We start from the raw sequence: 24,983 nt of genomic DNA on the forward strand, positions 1-24,983 counted from the left end.
GTAGTGTGGTATTTCCCGAAATGAAAGTGTTGAAAAGCCAGGATATCCTGGCGTTGGGCTTTATGACCTTTGCCCTGTTCGTGGGCGCTGGCAACATCATCTTCCCGCCTATCGTTGGTTTGCAGTCCGGGCCTCATGTCTGGATGGCAGCGCTGGGCTTCCTGGTCACCGCAGTCGGTCTGCCGGTGGTTACCGTGGTCGCCCTGGCCAAGGTCGGCGGCGGTATGGACGCTTTGAGTAGCCCGATCGGCAAGATCGCCGGTGGCCTGCTTGCGGCGGCGGCGTATCTGGCGGTAGGGCCGCTGTTCGCCACCCCGCGTACCGCGACCGTGTCGTTTGAAGTGGGCCTGGCACCGTTGACCGGTGAGAGCCCGCTGGCGCTGTTCCTTTACAGCTCGGTGTATTTCCTGGTGGTGTTCTTCGTGTCCCTGTACCCAGGGCGACTGCTGGATACCGTGGGCCGCTTCCTCGCACCGCTGAAGATCATTGCGCTGGCCGTACTCGGCATTGCCGCATTCGCGTTGCCTGCCGGTGAAGTGGGCGTCGCCACCCCGGAATACGTTGCGGCACCGTTTTCTCAAGGCTTCATCAATGGTTACCTGACCATGGACACTCTGGGCGCGCTGGTATTCGGCATCGTGATTGTCAACGCGATCCGCTCCCGTGGCGTTGAGTCGCCCAAGCTGATCACCCGCTACGCGATCATCGCCGGGTTGATTGCCGGCGTGGGCCTGGCGTTGGTGTATGTCAGCCTGTTCCGCTTGGGTGCTGGCAGCCATGAAGTCGCCGCTGGTGCCGCCAATGGCGCCGCCGTTTTACACGCCTATGTGCAGCACACCTTCGGTTCGTTGGGCAGTGGTTTCCTGGCCGTGCTGATCTCTCTGGCGTGCCTGGTCACTGCCGTAGGCCTGACCTGCGCCTGCGCCGAGTACTTCAGCAAAATCCTGCCGCTGTCCTACAAGACTCTGGTCGTGATTCTGGCGCTGTTCTCGCTGTTTGTGTCCAATCTGGGCCTGACCAAGCTGATTGCCTTCTCGATCCCGGTGCTTACCGCGATCTACCCGCCGTGCATCGTGCTGGTGGCCCTGAGCTTCTGCAAAGACTTCTGGCAGGAACAGGGCCGCATCGTTGGCCCGGTGATGCTGGTGTCGTTCATCTTTGGCTGCATCGATGCGCTCAAGGGCGCAGGCCTGGCAGACTGGATGCCTGCGCAGTTGCTGAATCTGCCGCTGAGCGAGCAGGGCCTGGCGTGGCTGGTGCCGTCGGTGATGGTGCTGGTGGTAGCGGTGGTGATTGACCGCATGTTGGGCAAGCGTAGCGAAGCGATCGCTTAAGCAGTAAAGGCTGTACCGAAATGCCCCGTATCAATCGATACGGGGCATTTTTTATGGGCGGCTGGCAGTGTCTTTTTGCCTGGGCTAGCGTCGAACAGGCTGCACAATTTTATAATTGGAACGCGGCCAAAGTGGGAGCTGGCTTGCCTGCGATTACGGTATGTCAGTTAGCGCATCAGTGACTGGACAGACGCCATCGCAGGCAAGCCAGCTCCCACATTGACCGCGTTCGTCATTCTTGCTGTGAACAAGGACCCGCATGTCGTTCGTCGAAACCAACCAGATCCACCTGCTCGCCGCCTTCTGGTTCGCCCTGTGCTGGGGCGGCTACACCCGTTATGCCACCTGGAAAGCCCGGGACACCGCTTGCCTGGCCAGCGTGCTGCATCTGTATCGCGAAGACTGGATGCGCCGCATGCTGCTGCGTGACAACCGCATCGCCGACGCCAGTGTCATCGGCAACCTGGAGCGCAACGCGTCGTTCTTTGCCTCCAGCACCTTGATCATCCTTGCCGGCATTCTCACCGTGCTGGGTGCCTCGGAGCGGGCAGTGTCGTTGCTGGCGGATATCCCAATGGTGCAGCAGGCCTCCCAAGGCATGTCGGAGATCAAGCTGCTGTGCTTGGCGCTGGTCTTTGTCTACGCGTTCTTCACGTTCAGCTGGTGCATGCGTCAATACAACTTCGCCGCCGTCTTGGTGGGGTCGGCACCGATGATCGGTGAGCGGCATGTGTCGGAGCAGGAGCGCAATGCCTTTGCCCTGCGCGCCGCACGGGTGATTTCGATGGCGGCCAACCAGTTCAACTTTGGCCTGCGGTCTTATTATTTCGGCATGACCATGCTGGCATGGTTTGTCAGCCCCTGGCTGTTCATGTTGATGAGCAGCGGGGTGGTGGTGGTGCTGTATCGCCGAGAGTTTCATTCCGACGTACTGCAAGTGATGGTCTATACGCCAACGGACATGCCGCTGCCTGAGCCCGCTAAAGAGCCTGCTTAATCCATTCAGTGTGTAAGTTGCGCGACTAAAAACAGCAGACAAAGTAAAGCCCGCTATCTAAGCGGGCTTTCTTTTTACAGCGAAGCTATTTCAAACCGCGGTCTTAAGAACCGGTGGCTGGCGTAGCGGGTGCTGCTTCTTTTGCGGCGGCTGCGTTCGATTCAGCCTGAGCTTTGGCAGCATCGGCGTTTTCTTTCGCAGCGTCGTTCACTTTATCCTGAGCCTTTGCCATGTCTTGCTGAGCTTGCTCAGAATGTGCAGCGGCGTCTTGGGCTTTGTCTTCGGATTTTTTGTCGCAGGCAGCGAGACCGAGGGCAGCGGCGAGCATCATGGAAATAGCTAAAGTCTTACGCATGGGTTGTTTCTCCTTATTGAAGATATCTACTGGCCTTTCGAGCATGGCGGTTCGGCATTAGTTCCTTTTTTTGTGTAGATATATAAACCACTGACTTAAAGGAACTTTTTGCCACATTGCTGATTTAGCCGATCACTACTAATAAGAGTCTTGAACGAATGACCGAAAACCCTTTGTTAGAGCGTGCGTCACGCTTTGTCTCGGCCTTGCGCCATTGTCAGGTATTGGGAATTACCACCCATGATGCGAGCGAGGAGGGCATCACGCTGATCATGCCTTACGCCCCGCAACTTGTCGGCGACCCCCATACCGGCGTGATCCACGGCGGTGCCTTGACCTCCCTGATGGACACCGCCTGCGGCATGGCCACCCTCTGTGTATTGCCGGAGTTCGAGGTGTGCCCGACCCTCGACCTGCGCATCGACTACATGCACCCGGCCGAACCGCACAAGCCCGTGTACGGCTTCGCCCAGTGCTACCGGGTGACCACCGACGTGATCTTCACCCGTGGTTTCGCCTATCAGGACGACCCGCAGCAACCCATCGCGCATGTGGTCGGCACATTTATGCGCATGGGCAAGCGCCTTAAAGGCACACAAGGGCTGGGCAGTAAGATTAAGGGAGCGCAAGCATGAGCCATCGATTCAAGACCCGGCTGGAGCAGGCCCATGCGCGGGGTAATTACGACGCGCTGCTGGATTTGATCCCCTACGCCAAGCTGATCGGCATCGACTGCACACGGCTGGGGGATGAATTGCTGTTTCGCCTGCCGGCCAACAAGGACAATATTGGTAACCCTATATTGCCAGCTCTCCATGGCGGCGTGATCGCAGGCTTTATGGAGCTGTCTGCGGCGCTGCATCTGTTGGTGTTCACCGGCGCTCCAGGCCTGCCCAAGATCATCGACTTCTCCCTGGATTACCTGCGTGCCGGCCAGTTTCGCGACACCTACGCCAAGTGCCAGGTGTGGCGCCAGGGCCGAAGGGTAGCGAATGTGGCCATCACTGCCTGGCAAAGCACTGCGGCCGAGCCGATCGCCACCGCTCGCGCGCATTTCAAGATTGAGGAGGCGAGCCACCCTTGAAATCCCTGTCTTAGCCCCCAACTTTGATGACAACCCGCCGCCAACCCTCAAGGGCGCGGCCACTGCCATCCAATTGGAGTTTGATGACCATGAGCGTGGAAACTCAAAAGGAAACCCTGGGCTTCCAGACCGAGGTAAAGCAACTGCTGCACCTCATGATCCATTCGCTGTATTCCAACAAGGAAATTTTCCTTCGCGAATTGATCTCTAACGCCTCTGACGCTGTCGACAAATTACGTTTCGAAGCCCTGTCCAAGCCTGAGTTGCTGGAAGGTGGCGCCGAGCTGAAAATCCGTGTGAGCTTCGACAAAGACGCCAAGACCGTCACCCTCGAAGACAACGGCATCGGCATGAGCCGTGAAGACGCGATTACCCACCTGGGTACCATCGCCAAATCCGGCACCGCTGATTTCATGAAGAATCTGTCGGGCGACCAGAAAAAAGATTCCCACCTGATCGGTCAGTTCGGTGTGGGCTTCTACTCGGCGTTTATCGTCGCCGATAAAGTTGAAGTATTCAGCCGTCGTGCCGGCCTGGCGGCCAGCGAAGGCGTGCATTGGTCGTCCTTGGGTGAGGGCGAGTTTGAAATCGCCACCATCGACAAGGCTGACCGTGGCACCCGTATCGTGCTGCACCTCAAAGACGCTGAAGATGAGTTCGCTGACGGCTACCGCCTGCGCAACATCATCAAGAAGTACTCCGACCACATCGCCTTGCCGATTGAGCTGCCAAAAGAGCAAGCAGCCGCCGAAGGCGAAGAAAAGCCTGCGCTTGAATGGGAAACCGTCAACCGCGCCAGCGCTCTGTGGACCCGTCCGCGTACCGAGATCAAGGACGAGGAATACCAGGAGTTCTACAAGCACATCGGTCACGACTACGAAAACCCGCTGAGCTGGAGCCACAACAAGGTCGAAGGCAAGCTGGAATACAGCTCGCTGCTCTACGTGCCGGCCCGTGCTCCGTTCGACCTGTATCAGCGTGAAGCGCCTAAAGGCCTGAAGCTCTACGTACAGCGCGTGTTTGTGATGGACCAGGCAGAATCCTTCCTGCCGCTGTACCTGCGCTTTATCAAAGGCGTAGTCGACTCCAACGATTTGTCGCTGAACGTGTCGCGAGAAATCCTGCAGAAAGACCCGATCATCGACTCCATGAAGTCGGCGCTGACCAAGCGCGTACTCGACATGCTGGAAAAACTGGCGAAGAACGAGCCTGAGCAATACAAAGGCTTCTGGAAAAACTTCGGCCAAGTCATGAAAGAAGGCCCAGCTGAAGATTTCGCCAACAAAGAAAAAATCGCCGGCCTGCTGCGTTTTGCCTCAACTCATGAAGAGGGTGGCGAGCAAGTCGTGTCGCTGGCCGAGTACTTGGCGCGCGCCAAGGAAGGTCAGGACAAGATCTACTACCTGACAGGCGAAACCTACGCCCAGATCAAGAACAGCCCGCACCTGGAAGTCTTCCGCAAGAAAGGCATCGAAGTGCTGCTGCTGACTGACCGTATCGATGAGTGGCTGATGAGCTACCTCAACGAGTTCGACGGCAAGTCCTTCGTCGACGTGGCCCGTGGTGACCTGGACCTGGGTAACCTGGACTCCGAAGAAGAGAAGAAAGAAGCCGAAGAAGTGGCCAAGGCCAAAGAAGGCTTGGTTGAGCGTATCAAGGCGTCCCTGGGTGATGCTGTCAGCGAAGTGCGGGTTTCCCACCGTCTGACCGATTCCCCGGCGATCCTGGCCATCGGCGAAGCGGACTTGGGCATGCAAATGCGCCAGATCCTCGAAGCCAGCGGCCAGAAGGTGCCGGATTCCAAGCCGATCTTCGAATTCAACCCGGCTCACCCGCTGATCGAGAAACTCGACAGCGAGCAGAGTGAAGAGCGCTTTGGCGACCTGTCGCACATCCTCTTCGACCAGGCAGCTCTGGCCGCCGGCGACAGCTTGAAAGACCCGGCCGCGTACGTGCGTCGCCTGAACAAGCTGTTGGTTGAACTGTCGGTTTGACCCCGTAGTAGAAAAACCCGCTTCGGCGGGTTTTTTCGTTCTAGTGCACCTCAACTGGAGTAAATGATGAGCCAAGTCACTGTACGTTCCGTGGTCTATCAGATTGATGGCCAGTCTTACGAAAGCCGCTTGGCGTTTGATGCCAGCCAGAAGGGCCCGCTGCCCGGCCTGGTGATGGCGCCGAACTGGATGGGGGTGAGTGCGGGTGCCGAAGAGATCGCCAAGAGCGTGGCCAGTAAAGGCTATGTGGTATTGGTTGCTGACCTGTACGGGCAGACCGTGCGCCCGACCAATGGCGATGAAGCCGGGGCGGCGATGATGCCGTTGAAGAACGACAACCCGAAGCTGCTCAAGCTGATGCAGGCTGCCTTGGAGCAGCTGCAAGGCCAGGCTGAAGTCGATACGTCGAAGCTGGCGACATTTGGTTTCTGCTTTGGCGGTTTCTGCTCGCTGGAGCTGGCACGTACCGGAGCGCCGTTGAAGGCCGCGGTATCGTTCCACGGCACCATCGACACCCAGAACCCGGCGGGCGCAAAACACGTCAAGGGCTCAGTGCTGGTGCTGCACGGTGCTTCCGATCCGTTGGTGCCGAGAGAGCAGCTGCCGGTATTTGAAGAAGAAATGAATGCAGCCGGTGTGGATTGGCAATTGCTGAGCTACGGCGGTGCGGTGCATTCCTTTACCGACCCGCATGCCAATGTGCCGGGCAAGATGATGTATGACGCGAAGACGGCCAAGCGGGCGTTCAAGTCGATGCATGATTTGTTGGATGAAGTGTTCGGGGGCTGAGTTTTTTAGCGTCTGATCCGGCCTCATCGGGGGCAAGCCCCCTCCCACACTTGACTGTATTCACAAATAGAAATGTGTGAACCCAATCCAATGTGGGAGGGGGCTTGCCCCCGATGGCTATTTTCCAGGCAACTCAATTCTGTCTGTTTCACCCGGCACCGTCGGCCAATCCCCAGCCGCCCACCGCTGCCTGGCCTGCTCGATCCTGGCAGGATCACTCGCCACAAAATTCCAATTGATGCGTCGTGGCCCGTCCAACGGCGCGCCGCCAAACACCACTAAATGGCAGTCGCTTTCGGCGAACAGTGTCATTTCCTGCCCGGCCGGCAATACCACCAGGCTATGCACCTCAAGCGGCTCGCCGTCCAGCTGCGCTTCACCCTCCAGCACATACACCGCCCGCTCCTCATGCTCATTGGGAATCAACAGCGTGGTGGCCGTCTGCATCCGCACCTCGCCATACAAGGTGGGAGACAGTACCGGGACCGGTGATTTCAGGCAGAAACCATTGCCTGCAATCATCCTGATCTGCACCCCCAGGTTGTCACTGACCGGCAAGCTGGCTGCCGGGTGATGGCTGTAGTGGCCCGGCCCGGTTTCATGGTCCTGGGGCGAGGCCAGCCACACTTGCAGGCCATGCAGGCTGAAGCCGGCGGCCTTGATCGCTTCGGGTGTGCGTTCAACATGAGCAATCGCGCTGCCAGCCGTCATCCAGCTCACATCACCGGCCTGAACGACCTGGTCCGAGCCCAGGCTGTCCTTATGCTGCAAGGCGCCTTCGAACAGGTAGGTGAGGGTGGAGAGCCCGATATGCGGGTGCTGGCGGATATTCATGCCGCTGCCCGGCGCGTACTGGGTAAGCAACATATGGTCGAAAAACACAAAGGGCCCGACGCTGCGGCACTCCCGCGAAGGCAGTGGGCGCAGGATCGGTTGGCCCTCGACGTCTTCGGGGCGAGGGCGGATCACGGTGAGGGTGGTCATGGTGCGTCCCTGTCTGAGCGGGTTGGATGCTGCTGAGCATAACCCGCTCGACGGGAGGTTGGCGCTATTGGCTGAAGGCACCTTCCGACAGTTTTGTCTCGATAGTGACGTCGGCGGTGGTCATCAGCTTGTGTACCGGGCAACGATCGGCCACGCGGTGCAGCTCATCACGTTGTTCGTCGGTGAGCACGCCCTTGAGGGTGAGCTTGACGGCAAGTTTGTATTTGCCCTTTTGCTCCTCGGTGCTGTCGTGGGTAACTTCCACGGTCACGCCAGTGAGGGGGATGTTCTTTTTCTGGGCGTAGAGTTTGACGGTCAGGGCCTTGCATGAGGCCAGGGCTGCGTCGAAGTAGTCGTGGGGCGAGGGCGCCGAGTCATCGCCGCCCAGGCTCTTGGGCAGGTCGGTGAACAGTTCATGGTTGTCGATATTGAGGCTATGACGGAAGTTGTCGGCGTTCAGGGTATTGACGGTAACAGGCATGGCAAACCTCACGAGGCGGCAGGATGAAGGTCATGCAGTTATAGGGCATGCTGGCACTTAGGTGTTCCGTGTTTTTTGTTGGATGAACCCCGGCAGGGCACGCAAGGTCTACCCGTATCAGCCCTTATCGAGGTTTTATCGTGCCCTGGACTCGCTTGAGCCTTGCCCTGTTGCTTGCTGTCAGTAGCCTTCCCACGCAGGCTCGCGACTATGCCTACAGCGATGCGCACCTGCATTACGTGGATTTTTTCCAGGAAACCGCGGGCATGGACGCACTGCTCAAGGCCATGGCTGACAATCGCATCGAGCATGTGATGATTTCCGGTATCCCGGTCGCGAAGAAGTGGCACGAGGACGAACCCAAACGCCCGCGCTACTACGCCGGCGATGACGCCGATGCCTATTGGTACAGCGCTACCGATGTGATCGTCGCGGCCGCCGTGAACAAATTGGCACCCGAACAGCGTCGGCAGTTGCATCCTTTTTTGTCGGGCTTCAATCCCAATGACAAGAATTCCGCTGCGCATATCCAGCGCATGCTCGACCTCAACCCCGGCCTTTGGCAGGGGATCGGCGAGGTCTTTACCCGCCATGACGACCTTACAGCCCTCACGTCTGGTGACACGCCACGTGCCAACAACGAGGCGATGACGCGCATTTACCACCTGGCAGCCGAAAACGATCTGCCGGTGATGCTGCATTCCAACATCACCTCCAAGCGTGAGCGCAATCCCCTGTACCTGGCGGAAGTGGAAGAGCCGCTGCGCAATCACCCGCACACGCGTTTTATCTGGGCCCATGGCGGTACAAGCAAGGAGATCCACCGGCACCAGGTGCAAATGGACTTTTTACTGCCGACCTTGAGTCGACTGCTGGAAGCCTACCCGAATCTGTACATTGACCTGTCCTGGAGCATGCTCACGCCGTATTTGCTCGATGAGGCAGGCAAGCCCCGCGCGGAGTGGGTAAAGCTGGTGGAGCGCTTCCCGGAGCGTTTTATGCTGGGGTCGGACGTGGTAGGGCGTTTCAGCAAGCTAGGTAAGGAGATGCGCCGTTTTGATCCCTTTCTCGACGCATTACCCGAGGCAGTCGCGTACAAAGTCGCCCGCGACAACTTCCTGAGCATCCTGCCTAAAACCACTCGCGATCAGGTTGTACGTTGATATCGCGTTTTCGTCTTACGTAAAAAAGCTGAGGCGCCGATACCTTTCAAGAGCCAGCTGCAATTGGATGCAGCGCATTTGGAAGGAACCAGGGCATGAGCATCAGAAGTTTGAATATCGCCCCACGGGCAGGGTTGGGGTTTGGTGTACTGGGGCTGATGGTGTTTGCCCTGGGCGCCTTTGCCCTGTTGCAGATGGCCAATATGCGCCAGCAGTCGGAGCAAGTGGAGAGCAATTGGCTGCCCAGCGTGATGGCGGTGGGGGAGATGAGCCAGGACCTGTTGCGAATTCGAGCGTTGACGCTGCGGCTGTTACTCAACCGCGACCCTCAATCATTGACGCAGAACGAACAGAAACTCACTGACCTGAAAAATGGCCTGCATCAGGCCCAGGCCCTCTATGAAGCGCTGATCGTGTTGCCGCAGGAGCGCGCTTTATTTGATCGCTTCAAGGCTCAGGAGCAGCAGTACCTGCAACGCCAGGAACAGGTCATGGGGTTTTCCACCGCCAATCAGTTGGACGAGGCGATCAAGGTCGTCAACGGCGAAATGAATCAACTGGCCGATGAAATGGCCAAGACCCTGCATGAACTGGTGAGCCTCAATAAAGCCAATGCCAATCAGGCGGCCAGCCAGTCACAAAGTGTATTCAGCCAATCGCGCAGTTGGGTCATCGGCATGATCGCGCTCGCGGCGCTGGTCACCATCGGCTTGGCGGTATGGCTGACCCGCAGCATTGTGCTGCCGTTGGCACAGTCGCTAAAAGTCGCCCAGGGCGTTGCCAGTGGTGACCTGACTGCGCAGATCAGCGTGAGTGGCAAGGATGAGCCGGCGCGCTTGCAGCAGGCCCTCAAGGAGATGCAGGAAAACCTGCGCGATACGATTCGCCAGATTGCCGAATCATCGAACCAGTTGGCCTCCGCTTCCGAAGAGCTCAGTTGCGTCACCGAGGATGCGACCCGGGGCCTGAGCCAGCAAAACCAGGAAATCGAACAGGCCGCCACAGCGGTCAATCAGATGACGGCGGCGGTGGAGGAAGTGGCGAGCAACGCGGTGGCCACCTCCCAGGCGTCTCGCGAGTCTGACCGCATCGCTCAGCAGGGGCGTGAGCAGGTGCACCAGACAGTGGTGTCGATTGAAGCGCTGGCCACCGATGTCACCGATAACGTGACGCAGGTCGAAGACTTGGCGCAGAAGGTCTATGGCATCAGCAAAGTGTTGGATGTGATCCGTTCGATTGCCGAGCAGACCAACCTGCTGGCGCTCAATGCGGCGATTGAAGCGGCGCGCGCCGGGGATGCCGGGCGCGGTTTTGCAGTGGTGGCCGATGAGGTCCGGGCCCTGGCTCATCGCACTCAGCAATCGACCCGGGAAATCGAGCAGATGATCAGCGGGATTCAGCAAGGCACCGATCAGGCGGTCAGCTCGATGCAGCAGAGCAACACCCGTGCTCGGTCCACGCTGGATATCGCCAAGTCGGCGGGGAGTGCGTTGGAGGCGATTGCGTCGGCGTTCACCCTGATCAATGAGCGCAACCTGGTAATCGCCAGTGCGTCGGAGCAACAGGCGGCGGTGGCGCGGGAGGTGGATCGCAATCTGATGAATATTCGCGATTTGGCGCATCAGACATCTGCCGGGGCCAATCAGACGAGCGCGGCGAGCCAGGAGTTGTCGCGGTTGGCGGTGGGGCTCAATAGCATGGTGGCGCGGTTTTCGGTGTAGGGCGGGAGGGCTCAATCGCAGGCAAGCCAGCTCCCACAGGGGAATGCATTCCAAATGTGGGAGCTGGCTTGCCTGCGATGAGGGCGACTCGGTCTTAAATCCATCACCCATAAAAAAGCCCCGAACCAGTCGGGGCTTTTTCATGCAATCAAGCTACAGGTCTTACTTGCCCTGCCAGCGTTTCAGCACCAGGGTGGCGTTAGTGCCACCGAAGCCGAAGCTGTTGCTCATCACGGTGTCGATCTTGGCGTTTTCAACGGTCTTGAGCTGGATCGGCATGTCAGCGACAGCTGGGTCCAGTTCATCGATGTTGGCCGAGCCGGCAATGAAGTTGCCTTCCATCATCAGCAGGCAGTAGATCGCTTCGTGAACGCCCGCGGCGCCCAGGGAGTGACCCGACAGGCTCTTGGTAGAGCTGATCGCCGGAGCCTTGTCGCCGAATACCGCACGCACGCCTTCCATTTCCTTGGCGTCGCCGACCGGAGTCGAGGTGCCGTGGGTGTTCAGGTAGTCGATTGGGGTATCAACGGTGGACATTGCCATCTGCATGCAGCGGATGGCGCCTTCACCGCTTGGCGCAACCATGTCGTAGCCGTCGGACGTCGCGCCGTAGCCAACGATTTCGGCGTAGATCTTGGCGCCGCGGGCCAGAGCATGTTCCAGCTCCTCGACCACGACCATGCCGCCACCGCCGGCGATGACGAAACCGTCACGCTTGGCGTCGTAGGCGCGGGAGGCTTTTTCCGGCGTTTCGTTGTACTGGGTGGACAGTGCGCCCATGGCGTCGAACAGGAACGATTGGCTCCAATGCTCTTCTTCACCGCCGCCGGCGAACACGATGTCTTGTTTGCCCAGCTGGATCTGCTCAACCGCAGTACCGATGCAGTGAGCACTGGTGGCGCAGGCCGAGGAGATCGAGTAGTTCACGCCCTTGATGGCAAATGGCGTGGCCAGGCAGGCCGAAACGGTGCTGCCCATGGTCCGCGTTACACGGTACGGGCCAACGCGCTTCACGCCTTTTTCGCGAAGGATGTCCAGCGCTTCCATTTGGTTCAGGGTGGATGCGCCGCCCGAGCCGGCGATCAGACCGGTGCGTACGTTGGAAACCTGGTCTTCGCTCAGGCCGGAGTCGGCGATTGCGTCTTTCATCGCCAGGTAGGCGTAGGCGGCAGCGTGGCCGACGAAGCGATAGATCTTGCGATCGATCAGTTCTTCGAGGGGCAGGTCGATGGAGCCGGAAACCTGGCTACGCAGACCCATTTCGGCATATTCCGGGTTGAAGCGGATGCCAGGGCGACTTGCACGCAGGTTAGCGGTGACGGTCTCTTTGTCATTGCCCAGGCAAGAAACGATGCCCAGACCAGTGATAACGACGCGGCGCATGCGGATAACCCTTAAAAGTTGTCAGTGGAAGTGAATACGCCGACGCGAAGGCCTTCGGCAGTATAGATCTCGCGACCGTCGACGCTCACCGAACCATCGGCGATGGCCAGGTTCAGCTTGCCCTTGAGGACGCGCTTGATCTGAATGTTATAGGTGACTTTCTTGGCGGTCGGCAGCACCTGGCCAAAGAACTTCACTTCGCCCGAACCCAGGGCGCGACCGCGACCCGGCAGGCCTTGCCAGCCGAGGAAGAAACCGACCAGTTGCCACATGGCGTCGAGACCCAGGCAGCCTGGCATTACAGGATCGCCTTCGAAATGGCAGGCAAAGAACCACAGGTCCGGGGTGATATCCAGCTCGGCGACCAATTCACCTTTGCCGTACTTGCCACCCTCTTCGCTGATATGGGTGATGCGATCCACCATCAGCATGTTCGGGGCGGGCAGTTGCGCGTTACCTGGGCCGAACAGCTCACCGCGACTGCAGCGCAGCAGGTCTTCCCGAGTAAAGGCGTTTTGTTTGGTCATGCGAGCTCCTCAATAATCCCATGCGGCAGGGTAGGGCAAATCTTCCCGAACCGAATGAAGCGTTCATGCCTCATGTCGGCAGCCTACACATAGACTATTGCGTTGTAGTGAAAGTCACAGCGGTAAGGTACTCAATGTACACTTGTTCACTGAAATTTTAAACCGGGCCTGTTTATCGGCCCGTTCGGGTGCCTAAGACTGCCGCACTTTCGTCTTTCACGCCAGTCGGAGTTGGTTGATGGCGCGGCGCTATTGCACCCAGCGCTGCAGGATTTGCTGCAAATCGATGCGTTTGAACGGCTTGGCCAGGTAATCGTTCATGCCCGCTGCCAGGCACGCCTCGCGATCGCCCTGCAAGGCGTTGGCGGTAAGGGCGATGATCGGCAGGTCGGCGCAGCCCGGTAATTGGCGAATCTGTCGGGTGGCTTCGTAGCCGTCGATCAACGGCAAGCGGCAGTCCATCAGAATTGCCGTAAAAATCAGGCTCTCGGCGCTGCGGATCGCTTCGACGCCGTCGGTGGCCAAGCTCACTTCAAAGCCCAGGCTGCGCAACATGGCTTCCACCACGGTGCGGTTGACCGGGTTGTCTTCCACCAGCAGTACATGGCGGCCGTCCCCGGCGCTCGCTTTGCCTTCGCCGTCGGCGGCAATGGCGGGCAGGCGCTGTTGGTCGATGGCCAGCGGTATCTCCAGCGTGAACACCGAGCCCCGGCCTTCTTCGCTCTGGGCGCGCAACGTGCCGCCCATGCGCTCGGCCAGGGTGCGGGCGATGGGCAGGCCCAAGCCGGTGCCGCCGTAACGCCTTGAAATGGAACTGTCGGCCTGCTGGAATGCGTCGAACATTAACTCCAGGCGCTCGGCAGAGATGCCAATGCCGCTGTCGCGCACGGTGCAGGTGAACCATACGAGCTCATGGTCCAGTGCTTGGCAATGCGGCTCGACGGTCACACTCCCATGCTCGGTGAACTTCAGCGCATTGCCAATCAAGTTCACCAGGATCTGGCGGATGCGCGTCGGGTCGCCCTGCACCCGCAGCGTGTCCACGCCAGAGGGAATCGATAGCTTGAGCGCCAACCCGCGTTGCTGGGCGCTGTGCTGAAAGGCCTGGCCGCAGCTGTTGAGCAGGTCTGCCAGGTTGAACGGAATGTGCTCCAGCTCCAGGGCCGCTCGTTCGATACGCGAGAAATCGAGGATGTCGTTGATCACCTTGAGCAAATGCTCGGTGGACTCCGAGGCCAGCGCCGCGTATTCGGTCTGCTCCTCGGTCATCTCGGTGGTTTCCAGCAATTGCAGCATGCCCAGCACGCCATTCATCGGCGTGCGCAATTCGTGGCTCATCATCGCCAGGAAGTCGGACTTGGCGTTGTTGGCGCGTTCGGCTTCTTCGCGGGTCTGGATCAACTGGGCCATGGCCTGCTGCTGTTCGCGGCTGGCATGGTTGAGGCCTTCGGCAAGGTTGTTGATATGCCGCGAAAGGTCGCCCAGCTCCGAGTCATCCACAATCGGCAGCGGGGTTTTGTAGTCGCCTTGCTGAATGGCTTTTACAGCATTGCCCATGGCACTGATCGGTTGCGACAGGCTGGCCGCCAGGCGCCGGGCCAGTAGAAAGGTAAACAGCAGGGCAAATAACGCGAGGATGCCGGCCTTGAACAGGATCTCCTGCTGGCGCTGGCTGAACGCATCATTGGACATGCCGACGATCACCCGGCCCAGGTAGTCTGCACGCGGCGCCTTGGGTTCGTTGAGGTTGTCCTGAAAGAAGTCATTGCCCAGCTGGATATGTTGCAGGCGGATCGGCGCCTGGAATACTTTCACCGACAGCGAACGGTCGTGTCGCTCCGACGGTTGTTCGACGTACACCAGGATGTTTTCGCTGCTGTCCTGAATCTCCAAAAAACGTACGTGAGGCGTTGCCAGCGTGGCACGCAGCAAACTTTCGAGCACATCGTTGTTGCCGGAAATCACCCCGTATTCGGTGGCGGGCGCCAATTGGTTGGCGATCAGCTGGCCGGTGTGGTCCAGTTCCTGGCGCAAGTCCTGGATACGCACGAAGGTGAAGAAGCTGATCAACAGCAACGTTAGCAACAGCGCCGGGCCCAGGGTAATGAGCTGCGTGCGGGTGTTGATGTCCCAGCGTCGACGCAAGGTCATGGGCGTTTTTCTCCTTCGGCCAGTCGGGCGGTGACGCTGGCTTCATTCACCTGTTCGATCCCCAGTGAACGTGCCACTTGCGGGTTACCCACGACTTTGAAGTGCTCCGGGTACAACGAGTGCGGCCAACTGGCGGGCGGGTGATCCAGCAGGCGGTCAAGCACGGCCAGCCAGTCGGTTTGGTCGCTGTAGGTGCTAGCCAGGCTGCCGGCGCGCACGAACCCCGCGTTAGGGCCCACCAGCGGCAGTTGCTGGGCATAGCTACTCAGTAACAGGTTTTTTGCGGTTTTGGAGTTGTACAGGTGCGGGTCGTCGAGGCCGAGCAGCACGTCGCTGTTCCTGAACAAGGTTTGCAGTGGGCGGCTGTCATAAATGCTGTCCCAGCGCTGGGTCACGATTTCCAGGCCCATGGGGGCGGCGAATTGGCGCAGCTCGGGTAGCAGGAATTCACTGTCAGCGCCGTAGAGCACGCCGATACGCCGCGCTTGGGGCAGGATAGTGGCGATCAGATGCAGTTGGCGGTCCAGCGGCGGGTCGCTCCACAACAGGCTGATATGGGCGTGCTGGGTGGTGCCGAGGCGTTGCTGGGCCTGGAGTCGGCTGATGCGCAGTACAAGGGTTGGCGGGCCCTGGGTATCTTGCAGGCGCCAGTCGAGCGCCGGCAGGTCCAGCAGGACAAGGCGCGTGCCCGCTGGCAATCGGCTCGGTGCTGGTAGACCCTCCAGTGCGGTGAAGGTGACGCGGTCTTCAGGGCGCCGTTCGGCCAGGGCTTGGGTAAAGGCTTGCACCCCAGCACTGTCATCGGCGGCGGTCAGCAGGATATCGGCGCTCCAGGCAGGCGAGGCCAGCAGCAGGCACGCCAGTAGCGCAGCGCGTCGCCAGACGGTATAGATAAAGAAGAAGGTCATCCGTGACGAGTTGCCCATGTCAGAACTCTAACTCCGCGCTGAAGTAGAGTGCGTGGCGATGGTCGTAGTTGTTATCGGCCCAGGTGGTGGGCTGGTTATCGAGGCGTTGTTGCAACATGCCGGCCAGCTCCACATTGGCTTTGCCCAGGGCAATGCGCTTGGCCACCCGCAGGTCGACCCGTTCGAAACGATATTGGTTGAGTGCGTCGTCGCCATAGTAAAACAACGCACTGGACCAACCTTGGCCCCATTCGCGTAGCCAGCCGGCCGAGCCACTGTTGCGAGCAGTCTGGGCCTTGTCCCGCGGGTTGCTGGTGGTGGCGTCGACGTAAGCATAGGTAAGCCGCAGGCGGTCGGCATTGCTCACGCGCCAGTCGAACTGGGACTCGGCACCGGTAAACCGCGAGCTGTTGGCGTTACTGGCAATGTATTGGTTATTGCGCAGCGGCGAGCTGATCATGTCGGTGATTTCGTCGTAGAACACCTTTATGTCCATGTTCAGCCCGATGTCGGCAAAGAACCCGTTATAGCCCAGTTCCCGTGACTTCATCATCTCTTTGTCGAGGTTGCCAGGGCCCCGTGTCTTTACGAAGTATTGCCCGCTGGTCTGGCCGTAGGCCGGGGAGCTGAGGTTGGTGACGCGGTAGCTCCAGTTGACATTGTTCTCGAACATGTCGGGCGAGCGGATCGCTTCGGAGTAAACCGCGCGCAGGCCGTGGCGTGGGTTGATCAAATAGTTGACGGCTACCCGTGGCGTCAGTGAGCTGCCGCTCAGGCGTGTGTCTTCGAACATGGCGCCGCCTTGTAGCAACCAATGTTCGCTGGCGCGCCATTCCAGTTGGCCGAACAGGCGCCAGGTGGTGTCGTCCAGGGTGCCGTTGAAATAGGTGTCGGAGTCGGCGCGGTCGTAGCGGTAGTTGATGCCGCTGACCAGGCGTAGGCTCTCGGACAGGCTGAGGGTGTCCTGAATCTCCAGGTCATAGCGGCTTTCGCGTGTGCTCTGATCGATATCGCCGCACACGCTTTGGTTATTGCCGTTGCGCCATTGGTTTAACACCTCGTTGGCCAGCGCTTGCTCGGCGGCTGTGCCCGGTGGTGCGCTGCCCTGGCTGTAGGTGTCCATATGCCGGGCCAGCAACTCGGCGTAGTTGGGGTTGAGTTGCCACAGTTGGGTCAGCTCCGGGCTGAACGAGACCTTGGCGTCGCAGGCTTTCCAGATTTGCCGGCGTTCCCATTGCTGGGCCGAGCCTTGGATGTAGAGGCTGTGGTCGGGGTTGAAATCGAAGTTCCAGCGCAGGGAACCGGCGTAGTCCTTGGCGGTGGCGTCAGAGTTATTACCACCTTCGGTAATCCCGGCGAATACCGGTGTGTAGGTATACGGGCGCTGGTTGGTGCCTTCCTTCGCATCCAGTTGCCAGTCGATGCTTTGCTGCGCGTTAAGGGTCTGGCTCACTGCGAGGCTGAAGCGATTGATGCGGCGACTGTCACGGCGGTCGGCGCCGGCGGCGTCGCTGTCGAAGCCATCGTCTTGCTGGCCGGAGAGCGACAGGCGCAAATCACCGGTTTCCCAACCCACGCCCTGGCTGGCATAGAGGTCGTTGATGCCGCGTTCGCCGCGCACCACCTTCACCCGCGTGCCCTGGCTGTTGGCGGGCGAGCGCGTAAGGATATTGACCACCGCCATCAAGGCATTGGCGCCGTAACTGACGGTGTTGGGGCCGCGAAACACTTCGATGCGCTCGATATCTTCCATGGCCACTGGAATATCGCTCCAGTCCACCGTGGCCAGACCGGCGCGGTAGACCGAGCGGCCATCGATCAACACCTGCATGCGCCGTGCATCGCTGGCGCTGGTGCCGTGGTAGTTCACGGCGGCCTGGTTGCCGGTGGCGTAGCCGACCATCATCCCTGGCACCAGGCGTAGCAATTCGCTGATGTCCCGTGCGCCACTGGCCTTGATCAGCTCGTTGTCGATCACGGTCATGCTGCCAGGCACGGCAGCGGCCGATTGCTTGAGGCGCGTGGCGGTCAATACCTGGGGCAGCGGTTGGTTGTCGAGGAACAGATCATCGGCCAGCGTCGGTGCGCTGCAGATCAACATCAACCACAGGGATGAGCGGGGAGGAGGGCCCAAATACACGGAACGGCCTTGATAATTGCGGATAGCCGCCCATGTTAACTGAGGTGAAGTCTTTTGCCAGTCGCGGGACTTGTATTTACTTCACACACGCGTGGCATTTTCCGACAAGCGTGTGAATTGACACGGGGGCTGGCCGCAAGCGGGTCGCTCCGTATAATGCCGCCATCGCCACTGGTATGGATTAACGGATTGCATATGACTGAACAGCGCCCTATTGCGGTCCTGGGAGGCGGAAGTTTTGGTACCGCCGTGGCTAACCTGCTGGCCGAGAATGGTCATGCCGTGCGCCAGTGGATGCGTGATCCCGAGCAGGCCGAAGCGATTCGGGTTAACCGGGAAAACCCGCGTTACCTCAAGGGCATCAAGATTCATCCGGCGGTCGAGCCGGTGACGGACTTGCTCGCCACCCTCAACGAATGCGACCTGAGCTTTGTCGCGTTGCCCTCCAGCGCGCTGCGTTCGGTGCTGGCGCCCCATGCCGAGCGTCTGGCCGGCAAGCTGCTGGTCAGCTTGACCAAGGGCATCGAGGCGCAGACCTTCAAGCTGATGAGCGAAATCCTCGAAGAGATCGCCCCGCAAGCGCGTATTGGCGTGCTGTCCGGGCCGAACCTGGCGCGGGAAGTGGCCGAGCACGCGCTGACGGCCACCGTGGTTGCCAGTGAAGACGAAGAACTGTGTGAGCGCGTGCAGGCGGTGCTGCATGGCCGCACTTTCCGCGTCTACGCCAGCAGCGACCGCTTCGGCGTCGAACTGGGCGGTGCGTTGAAAAACGTCTATGCCATCATCGCCGGCATGGCTGTAGCGCTGGGTATGGGCGAAAACACCAAGAGCATGCTGATCACCCGGGCCTTGGCCGAGATGACGCGCTTTGCGGTGAGCCAGGGTGCCAACCCGATGACCTTCCTTGGGCTGGCGGGCGTGGGTGACTTGATCGTCACCTGCTCCTCGCCGAAAAGCCGTAACTACCAGGTGGGTTTTGCCTTGGGCCAGGGCTTGAGCCTGGAAGATGCGGTGACGCGTTTGGGCGAAGTGGCTGAAGGGGTCAACACCCTCAAGGTGCTCAAGGCCAAGGCTCAGGAAGCGGGCGTGTATATGCCGCTGGTCGCCGGGCTGCATGCGATCCTGTTTGAAGGGCGCACCTTGAACCAGGTCATCGAGCTGCTGATGCGTGCCGAGCCGAAAACCGATGTCGACTTTATTTCCACCAGTGGTTTCAACTGAGGAACGCGCCATGAATGAACCGAAAGCAGCCCCCAAGTACGAGTCCATTGTTCTGCGCATCCTGTGGATGTTGGTGTTTGCCCTGGTGTGGCAAGTCGCGCAGTTCCTGCTCGGGGCATTGGTGATCGTGCAACTGATCTACCGTTTGATCTACAGCGCACCGAACCTGGGCTTGATGAATTTTGGCGATAGCCTTAGCCAGTTTCTGGCACAGATCGGCCGCTTTGGCAGCTTCCACACCGAACAGAAACCGTGGCCGTTCGCCGATTGGCCAACGCCGCGCGCACCCGAGGGCGAAGCCGCCCACAGCGTGCCGCCGGCGCCGCACCCGGCCCGTGATGAGGAGCCAAAGCTTTGAAGCTCTGGGTTTTGCGTCATGGTGAAGCCGAGGGGCATGCCCGCACCGATGCCGAGCGTAATCTTACCGAGCAGGGTCGCGGCGAGGTGTTGCGCAGCGCCGCGCACCTGATCGGCCAGCCCATCAGTGCCATTATCGCCAGCCCCTATGTACGGGCGCAGCAGACAGCCCATCTGGTACGTGAAGCCTTGGGCTTTGAGCCTGAAATTCGCACGGTGCCGTGGCTGACACCCGAAGGTAACCCCCAGCAGGTGCTGGAAAAACTCGACACCGATGACAACGTGCTACTGGTCAGCCACCAGCCTTTGGTGGGCAGCCTGATCAGCTTTTTGCAGCACGGTCATCAGCGCCAGCCGCAACCGATGTACACCGCCAGTTTGGCGGAGCTGGAAGGGGATTTCCCGCTGGCGGGGCTGATGAGCCTGGTCAGCGTGAAGAATCCGTAGGCTTTATCGCAGCTTTGTGTGTGCTATATAGTCAACCAAGCAAGTGCTTGGTTGGCTATCGTCGGACCACAAAGGAGCGCGTCCCATGCCCGTTGCTTTTCGTTTGCCGTTGCAGGTCTTCTTCGAACGTGAAGCGCGACATCCGCGCCAAACCTATCTGGTTCAACCCATTGGCGGTAGCGAGGTACAGCGCCTCACGTGGGGCGAGGTGGGCCACCAGGCCCGTTGCGCGGCGCACTGGCTGCGTGCCCGGGAGTTGCCCCACGGCTCGCACATTGCGCTGATTTCAAAAAACTGTGCGCACTGGATCATCACCGACCTGGCGATCTGGATGGCCGGGCACGTCTCGGTGCCGCTTTACCCCAACCTCACCGCCGATTCCGTCGCCCATGTGCTCAGCCACTCCGAAGCCGCGCTGGTGTTTATCGGCAAGCTCGACGACTGGCCCGCCATGGCGCCCGGTGTGCTGGCGCAGGTGCCGACCATCAGTCTGCCGCTGTGCCCGGAGGGCGAATTCGATTTCAGTTGGGCCGACCTGCAAGCCTGCTCGCCGATCCAGGACGAACCCACCCCTGCGGCGTCGGACCTGGCCACCATCATCTATACCTCCGGCACAACCGGCTTGCCCAAAGGCGTGATGCACAGCTTCGGCGCCCTGGGCTTTGCGGCCACCCGTGGCACCGAGTTGTTTGGCCTGGGGGAGGGCGACCGATTGCTGTCGTATTTGCCGCTGTGCCATGTGGCGGAGCGGATGTTTGTGGAGATGGCGTCGATCTACACCGGGCAAACCGTATTTTTCGCTGAAAGCCTGGATACTTTTCTGACGGATTTACGTAGGGCAAGGCCGACCGCATTGTTTGGCGTGCCACGTATCTGGACCAAATTTCAGCTGGGTGTTTTCGCCAAAATCCCGCAAAAACGCCTGGACACCTTGCTGCGCCTGCCTTTCATCGGCAAGCGTGTGGGCCGAAAGGTACTGGCCGGGCTGGGGCTGGACGCGCTGCGCGTTGCCCTTTCAGGCGCTGCACCCGTGCCCGAGGCGCTGTTGCGCTGGTATCAACGCCTGGGCCTGGACGTGCTTGAGGTGTATGGCATGACCGAGAGCTGCGGCTATTCCCATGTGTGTCGCCCCGGCCAGCAAAAAATCGGTTGGATCGGCCTGCCGTGCCCCGGGGTTGAAGTGCGCATAGACACTACCGGCGAAGTGCAGGTGCGCAGTGGCGCGACCATGCTCGGCTACTTCAAAGACCCACACAAAACCGCCGAGACCCTCACCGCCGATGGCTTCCTGCGCACCGGCGACAAGGGCGAGCAAGACGCCGATGGCCGTCTGCGCCTCACCGGGCGACTCAAGGAGATCTTCAAGACCAGCAAGGGCAAATATGTGGCCCCGGCACCGATTGAAAACCGTTTGGCCGAACATGGGCGGATCGAGCAAGTCTGCGTGGTAGGCGATGGCCTCACCGCACCGATAGGCTTATGCGTGTTATCGGCGGCAGGCGAGGACTCGGGGTTGCGCGCAAGCCTTGAGCGCTGGCTGGAACAGGTCAATCAGACGCTGGACAAGCATGAGCGCCTACGCCAATTGGTGGTGGTGAGGGACAACTGGGCCGTGGAAAACGGCTTTCTGACGCCGACCTTGAAGATCAAGCGCAACGTGATCGAATCGACTTACGGTGAATATTTCCAAATGTGGAGCGAGCGTTCCGAAACCGTTCTGTGGCAGGATTAGGGGCGTAATAAAACCAATAAGGACACTACCCATGAGCTTGTGGCGCACCCAACCGAATATCGAACAACTCAACGCGATCCAGAAAAACACCATCGGCGAGCTGCTCGATATTCGCTTTGAAAGCTTTGACGACGAGTCCCTGACCGCCAGCATGGTGGTCGACCCTCGTACCCATCAGCCCTTTGGCCTGTTGCACGGCGGTGCGTCGGTGGTGTTGGCAGAAAGTATCGGCTCAATGGCCGCCTACCTGTGCATCGACCCCAGCAAGTTTTATTGCGTGGGCCTGGAGGTCAATGCCAACCACTTGCGCGGAGTGCGCAGCGGGCGGGTGACGGCGGTGGCGCGGGCGATCCATATCGGCCGTACCACTCAGGTTTGGGATATCCGCCTTACCAACGATGAGGGCAAGGCCAGCTGCGTGTCGCGCCTGACCATGGCGGTGGTGCCACTGGGCGAGAACCCGCCGGTTCGATAGGCGTGGCGTGAGTGTCATCATTCCTGGCAGTTACAGTCATTGCTGTGCTGCCCTGGGCTGGTGACAATCGATGTCTGTTTTAAATAGATGGAACCGGTATGTCGCAGCACGTGTTTTTTGCCCACGCCAATGGCTTCCCTTCGGCCACCTACGGCAAGTTGTTTGCCGCCCTGGCCCCGGAATACGCAGTGGCTCACTTGCCGCAGCACGGTCACGACCCCAGGTTTCCGGTGGATGACAACTGGCAGAACCTGGTGGACGAATTGATCCACCACCTGGAGCAACAGCCAGAGCCGGTGTGGGGCGTGGGCCATTCCTTGGGTGGCGTGTTGCACCTGCATGCGGCCATGCGTTGCCCGCAGCTGTATCGCGGCGTGGTGATGCTCGACTCACCGGTGCTGACCCGCGCCGACCGCTGGGTGATTCGTGCGGCCAAGCGCTTCGGTTTTATCGACCGCCTGACCCCGGCCGGGCGCACCCTGGGCCGGCGTGAAGAATTCAGCGATTTGGCCGCCGCCCGCAGCTATTTTGCTGGTAAGACCCTGTTCCGTGGCTTTGACCCGGAATGCTTCGACGCCTACCTGCAACATGGCTTGCAGCAAGTGGGCGATCGCCTGCGATTGCGTTTTGACCCGGCCACCGAAATCAGCATCTACCGCGGCGTGCCCCACACCAGCCCCGGCCAGGTGCGCCAATTGAAAGTACCCCTGGCGGTGGTGCGTGGTCGCCAGAGCCGCGTGGTGATGCGTCACCACGCCAGCGGCGTCGATCGCCTGCCCATGGGCGAGATGCTCACCATGCCCGGCGGCCACATGTTCCCCCTTGAACGCCCCCAGGACACTGCGACCCTGATCAAGAACCTGTTTTCCCGCTGGCAAGCCCGCGAGCGCAATTGCGCATGAGTGCGCCGGTCGAGGAAGTGCGCCTTAGCCTGCCGCACATTGAGTTGGCGGCCCATCTGTTCGGCCCCGAGGATGGCCTTCCGGTAATCGCCCTGCATGGCTGGCTGGACAACGCCAACAGCTTTGCGCGGTTGGCGCCCAAGCTTGAGGGTTTGCGCATCGTGGCCCTGGACATGGCAGGGCATGGGCATTCGGCCCATCGTCCTGCCGGCGCCGGGTATGCCTTGTGGGATTACGTCTTTGATGTGCTGCAAGTCGCCGAACAACTGGGCTGGAAACGTTTTGCATTACTTGGCCACTCCCTCGGCGCCATCGTCTCCCTGGTGTTGGCTGGCGCCTTGCCGGAGCGAGTGACGCACCTTGGGTTGATCGATGGGGTGATCCCGCCAACCGCCAGCGGCGAGAACGCGGCCGAGCGCTTGGGCATGGCTTTGCAGGCGCAATTGAGCCTGCAGGACAAGCGCAAACCGGTTTACAGCACCCTGGATCGTGCAGTTGAAGCGCGCATGAAAGGCTTGGTTGCCGTCAGCCGCGAAGCTGCCGAACTGCTGGCCCAGCGCGGTTTGATGCCGGTACCGGGCGGTTATACCTGGCGCACCGACAGTCGACTTACCCTGGCGTCGCCGATGCGTCTGACAGACGAACAAGCTATGGCTTTCGTGCGGCGCGTGAGTTGCCCTGCGCAGTTGGTAGTAGCCGCTGACGGCATGTTGGCGAAACATCCCGAATTGCTTTCCCAGCTACCCTTCACGGTGACCACGCTGCCAGGCGGCCATCATTTGCACTTGAATGATGAGCCCGGCGCGCTCCTTGTTGCAGACTGTTTCAATAGGTTCTTCTGCGCGCCTTGACTTGGGGCGGTCAACTGCCGAGGCTGGGCGGATTGAAAGGGAGTCAACCATGAATAAACTCAACATTGCTGCGACCTCCGATGGCCTGGGCTCGTTGATCTTATGAGCGTGCGTAACGGATGTATCCGTGTACTGGGCCTGAGCCTTCTGAGCCCATTGGTATTTGCCGCCGACGTCCCGGGTAGTCAGGACCTGCCCACAGTAGCCCGTCAGGTCGACGCGCAAATCGTCGATTACCGCCCAGCGGAAGAAAAAGAACGCATCTACCCCATGGGCGCCATCCGCAAGATCAGCGGCCAATTGCGCTACGACGGCCAGGCCATTGCCCGCGGCCAAATCACTGCCGTCACTTATGAACTACCCGCCGAGCACACCTCCAGTGCTGCGTTTACTGCCACTCGCGAAGCGTTGCAGGAGCAGGGCGCGCAGTTATTGTTCTGGTGCAAGGCCCGTGATTGTGGCGAAAGCAGCCTGTGGGCCAATGAGGTCTTCGGCAACGCCAAGTTGGTCGGCGCCGATGGCCAGCAGGAATACCTGTTGTTGCGCCTGGCTGCGCCGCAGGACAACTCCCTGGTGGCGCTGTACGGCATCACCCGCGGCAACCGTCGCGCCTATCTGCATGTAGAGCAACTGGACGCCAGCGCGCCCTTGGGTGATTTGCTGCCCACCTCGGCAACCTTGCTGCGCGAGCTCAAAAGCACTGGCGAGCTGGATTTTCCCGCGTTGGGCGCCGAGCCTGATGAGACCTGGCTGACCTTGATTTCGCGCGGGTTGAACCTCGACACCACCTTGCGCGTGAGTTTGACCGGGCCAACCGCCGAGGCCTGGCGCCAAGGCCTGATCGACAGTGGCGTGCGCGCCGCGCGCCTGGAAACAGGCACCGATGATGCCAAGGGCCTGCACCTGCATCTGATACGCTAAGCGTCACGGGGCGAACGGACCCGTGCCGTTCGCCTAAGCTAGTTTCCTAACATCTGTTTCTAGAGA

General features: G+C 60.0%; 24 protein-coding genes. 16 read left to right on the top strand and 8 right to left on the bottom strand.

The window, feature by feature from the left end; translation table 11 throughout:
• Positions 1–20: 20 nt before the first annotated feature.
• Positions 21–1,334 carry a branched-chain amino acid transport system II carrier protein gene (gene brnQ / locus ICY20_RS05135; RefSeq protein WP_159958277.1) on the top strand — a complete coding sequence of 438 codons (1,314 nt, stop codon included), beginning with the start codon at positions 21–23 and terminating at the stop codon, positions 1,332–1,334.
• Between the two features lie 259 nt (positions 1,335–1,593).
• Positions 1,594–2,331 (top strand): DUF599 domain-containing protein, encoded by a 738-nt coding sequence (locus tag ICY20_RS05140; RefSeq protein ID WP_159958279.1) that lies wholly within the window; start codon positions 1,594–1,596, stop codon positions 2,329–2,331.
• A gap of 103 nt (positions 2,332–2,434) precedes the next feature.
• On the opposite strand, the gene ICY20_RS05145 is transcribed toward ICY20_RS05140, so the two are convergent.
• The gene (locus tag ICY20_RS05145) at positions 2,435–2,686 is read right to left on the bottom strand and encodes a hypothetical protein (RefSeq protein WP_159958281.1); all 252 of its coding nucleotides are present in this window, start codon (positions 2,684–2,686) and stop codon (positions 2,435–2,437) included.
• A gap of 158 nt (positions 2,687–2,844) precedes the next feature.
• Here ICY20_RS05145 and ICY20_RS05150 point away from each other — a divergent pair, with 158 nt between their 5' ends.
• The 4 genes from ICY20_RS05150 (at position 2,845) to ICY20_RS05165 (ending at position 6,553) form a co-directional block, all read left to right on the top strand.
• Positions 2,845–3,321 (top strand): PaaI family thioesterase, encoded by a 477-nt coding sequence (locus tag ICY20_RS05150; RefSeq protein ID WP_159958283.1) that lies wholly within the window; start codon positions 2,845–2,847, stop codon positions 3,319–3,321.
• Positions 3,318–3,770, top strand: a complete 453-nt coding sequence (locus tag ICY20_RS05155) for a PaaI family thioesterase (protein ID WP_159958285.1) — start codon at positions 3,318–3,320, stop codon at positions 3,768–3,770. The genes ICY20_RS05150 and ICY20_RS05155 overlap by 4 nt, the downstream gene beginning before the upstream one ends.
• Before the next feature lie 89 nt (positions 3,771–3,859).
• Positions 3,860–5,764, top strand: coding sequence for a molecular chaperone HtpG (htpG, locus tag ICY20_RS05160; protein ID WP_194937047.1), 1,905 nt, complete (start codon positions 3,860–3,862; stop codon positions 5,762–5,764).
• Between the two features lie 66 nt (positions 5,765–5,830).
• Complete coding sequence (locus ICY20_RS05165; protein ID WP_194937048.1) at positions 5,831–6,553, top strand: dienelactone hydrolase family protein; 723 nt, start codon at positions 5,831–5,833, stop codon at positions 6,551–6,553.
• Positions 6,554–6,670: 117 nt separating this feature from the next.
• Here the strand turns inward: ICY20_RS05165 and ICY20_RS05170 are convergent, their stop codons facing one another.
• Together ICY20_RS05170 and ICY20_RS05175 are read right to left on the bottom strand one after the other, a co-directional pair.
• Positions 6,671–7,537 (bottom strand): pirin family protein, encoded by an 867-nt coding sequence (locus ICY20_RS05170; RefSeq protein ID WP_194937049.1) that lies wholly within the window; start codon positions 7,535–7,537, stop codon positions 6,671–6,673.
• A 64-nt stretch (positions 7,538–7,601) separates the two neighbouring features.
• Positions 7,602–8,018: an OsmC family protein gene (locus ICY20_RS05175; RefSeq protein ID WP_159958293.1), complete on the bottom strand. Its 417-nt coding sequence runs from the start codon at positions 8,016–8,018 to the stop codon at positions 7,602–7,604.
• Between the two features lie 140 nt (positions 8,019–8,158).
• Between ICY20_RS05175 and ICY20_RS05180 the strand changes: the two genes are divergently transcribed.
• Together ICY20_RS05180 and ICY20_RS28545 are read left to right on the top strand one after the other, a co-directional pair.
• Entirely contained in the window at positions 8,159–9,181 is a 1,023-nt protein-coding gene (locus tag ICY20_RS05180; RefSeq protein ID WP_194937050.1) for an amidohydrolase family protein, read from the top strand.
• 95 nt (positions 9,182–9,276) lie between these two features.
• Positions 9,277–10,902 (top strand): methyl-accepting chemotaxis protein, encoded by a 1,626-nt coding sequence (locus tag ICY20_RS28545; protein WP_159958297.1) that lies wholly within the window; start codon positions 9,277–9,279, stop codon positions 10,900–10,902.
• A gap of 162 nt (positions 10,903–11,064) precedes the next feature.
• On the opposite strand, the gene fabB is transcribed toward ICY20_RS28545, so the two are convergent.
• The 5 genes from fabB to ICY20_RS05210 all read right to left on the bottom strand — a co-directional run bounded on the left by fabB (position 11,065) and on the right by ICY20_RS05210 (position 18,011).
• Positions 11,065–12,285, bottom strand: a complete 1,221-nt coding sequence (gene fabB, locus ICY20_RS05190; protein ID WP_017734322.1) for a beta-ketoacyl-ACP synthase I — start codon at positions 12,283–12,285, stop codon at positions 11,065–11,067.
• Positions 12,286–12,296: 11 nt separating this feature from the next.
• Entirely contained in the window at positions 12,297–12,812 is a 516-nt protein-coding gene (gene fabA / locus ICY20_RS05195; protein WP_010211704.1) for a 3-hydroxyacyl-[acyl-carrier-protein] dehydratase FabA, read from the bottom strand.
• Positions 12,813–13,061: 249 nt separating this feature from the next.
• Positions 13,062–14,963, bottom strand: coding sequence for an ATP-binding protein (locus tag ICY20_RS05200; RefSeq protein ID WP_159958299.1), 1,902 nt, complete (start codon positions 14,961–14,963; stop codon positions 13,062–13,064).
• Entirely contained in the window at positions 14,960–15,889 is a 930-nt protein-coding gene (locus ICY20_RS05205) for an ABC transporter substrate-binding protein (RefSeq protein WP_194937051.1), read from the bottom strand. The genes ICY20_RS05200 and ICY20_RS05205 overlap by 4 nt, the downstream gene beginning before the upstream one ends.
• Before the next feature lies 1 nt (position 15,890).
• A complete protein-coding gene (locus ICY20_RS05210; RefSeq protein WP_324187946.1) occupies positions 15,891–18,011 on the bottom strand; it encodes a TonB-dependent receptor plug domain-containing protein in 2,121 nt (706 codons plus the stop codon).
• Between the two features lie 195 nt (positions 18,012–18,206).
• On the opposite strand from ICY20_RS05210, the gene ICY20_RS05215 reads away from it, so the two are divergent.
• From ICY20_RS05215 to ICY20_RS05250, 8 genes are all read left to right on the top strand, one after another.
• Positions 18,207–19,232 (top strand): NAD(P)H-dependent glycerol-3-phosphate dehydrogenase, encoded by a 1,026-nt coding sequence (locus tag ICY20_RS05215; RefSeq protein WP_159958305.1) that lies wholly within the window; start codon positions 18,207–18,209, stop codon positions 19,230–19,232.
• Positions 19,233–19,242: 10 nt separating this feature from the next.
• The gene (locus tag ICY20_RS05220; protein ID WP_159958307.1) at positions 19,243–19,590 is read left to right on the top strand and encodes a DUF4389 domain-containing protein; all 348 of its coding nucleotides are present in this window, start codon (positions 19,243–19,245) and stop codon (positions 19,588–19,590) included.
• Entirely contained in the window at positions 19,587–20,036 is a 450-nt protein-coding gene (gene sixA / locus ICY20_RS05225; RefSeq protein WP_159958309.1) for a phosphohistidine phosphatase SixA, read from the top strand. The genes ICY20_RS05220 and sixA overlap by 4 nt, the downstream gene beginning before the upstream one ends.
• 85 nt (positions 20,037–20,121) lie before the next feature.
• A complete protein-coding gene (locus ICY20_RS05230) occupies positions 20,122–21,768 on the top strand; it encodes an AMP-binding protein (RefSeq protein WP_194937053.1) in 1,647 nt (548 codons plus the stop codon).
• Positions 21,769–21,799: 31 nt separating this feature from the next.
• Complete coding sequence (locus ICY20_RS05235; RefSeq protein ID WP_159958313.1) at positions 21,800–22,243, top strand: hotdog fold thioesterase; 444 nt, start codon at positions 21,800–21,802, stop codon at positions 22,241–22,243.
• Between the two features lie 98 nt (positions 22,244–22,341).
• Positions 22,342–23,145 carry an alpha/beta fold hydrolase gene (locus ICY20_RS05240; protein ID WP_159958315.1) on the top strand — a complete coding sequence of 268 codons (804 nt, stop codon included), beginning with the start codon at positions 22,342–22,344 and terminating at the stop codon, positions 23,143–23,145.
• Positions 23,142–23,996 carry an alpha/beta hydrolase gene (locus ICY20_RS05245; RefSeq protein ID WP_159958317.1) on the top strand — a complete coding sequence of 285 codons (855 nt, stop codon included), beginning with the start codon at positions 23,142–23,144 and terminating at the stop codon, positions 23,994–23,996. The genes ICY20_RS05240 and ICY20_RS05245 overlap by 4 nt, the downstream gene beginning before the upstream one ends.
• A 102-nt stretch (positions 23,997–24,098) precedes the next feature.
• Positions 24,099–24,917, top strand: coding sequence for a DUF4892 domain-containing protein (locus tag ICY20_RS05250; protein WP_159958319.1), 819 nt, complete (start codon positions 24,099–24,101; stop codon positions 24,915–24,917).
• Positions 24,918–24,983: the final 66 nt, after the last annotated feature.

Source organism: Pseudomonas pisciculturae, assembly GCF_015461805.1.
GTDB classification, from domain to species: domain Bacteria; phylum Pseudomonadota; class Gammaproteobacteria; order Pseudomonadales; family Pseudomonadaceae; genus Aquipseudomonas; species Aquipseudomonas pisciculturae.